The 751-nt window shown below is 61.4% G+C and carries 1 protein-coding gene; it reads left to right on the plus strand.

All coding sequences use genetic code 11. The features are described from left to right. A protein-coding gene (locus tag GRX31_RS30415) for an IS5 family transposase (protein ID WP_160856270.1) occupies positions 1–744 on the plus strand; the annotation gives its coding sequence in 2 pieces (ribosomal slippage) (positions 1–266 and positions 266–744; 745 coding nt annotated over the 2 pieces). This gene is flagged as partial in the annotation. Positions 745–751 lie beyond the last annotated feature (7 nt).

Raw genomic sequence — 751 nt, forward strand, 5'->3', positions numbered from 1 at the left:
ACCTTCCGCCAAAGGCGGTGCGCGCAAGCTCGCAGTCAGCGATGAAGCCGCCCTCAACGGCATCCTGTTTGTGTTGCAAACAGGCATTCCGTGGGAAGACCTTCCCCAATCCCTTGGGTACGGCAGCGGCATGACTTGCTGGCGCCGCCTACGCGACTGGAACGCCGCTGGTGTCTGGGAGCAGCTGCATCAGGCCATGCTGACTCGCTTGCGTGAACATGACCAAATCGATTGGAGCCGGGCCAGCATTGATGGCTCCTCGGTACCAAGCCCCCGGGGGGCCAGGAAACGGGCCCAAACCCCACGGACAGAGGCAAGCTCGGCTCCAAGCGGCACATCGTCGTAGATGCCAGAGGCATCCCGCTGGTGATCTTGGTCAGCGGCGCGAACCGGCACGACTCCAAGATGTTCGAGAGGTGCGTGGACGCGATTCCTGCGATTTCAGGCTTGGGAGGGCGCCCCCGCAAAAGACCATCGAAGTTGCACGCCGACAAGGGCTATGACTACAAGCGTTGCCGTGCGCACTTGAGACAACGGGGCATCGCCAGCCGCATTGCCAGGCGAGGCGTTGAGAGTAGCGAGCGACTGGGCAAGCATCGCTGGGTGGTGGAGCGGACTCATGGATGGTTTGCAGGCTTTGGCAAGTTGCGAATCCGCTTTGAACGACGGCTGGATATCCACGAAGCGCTGCTAAAACTGGCAGCGGCGATCATCTGTGCACGCTTCGTGGATCGGTGGTGTTAGCCACTCT

This window comes from Delftia sp. CH05 (assembly GCF_009827015.1).
GTDB classification, from domain to species: Bacteria; Pseudomonadota; Gammaproteobacteria; order Burkholderiales; family Burkholderiaceae_C; genus Comamonas; species Comamonas tsuruhatensis.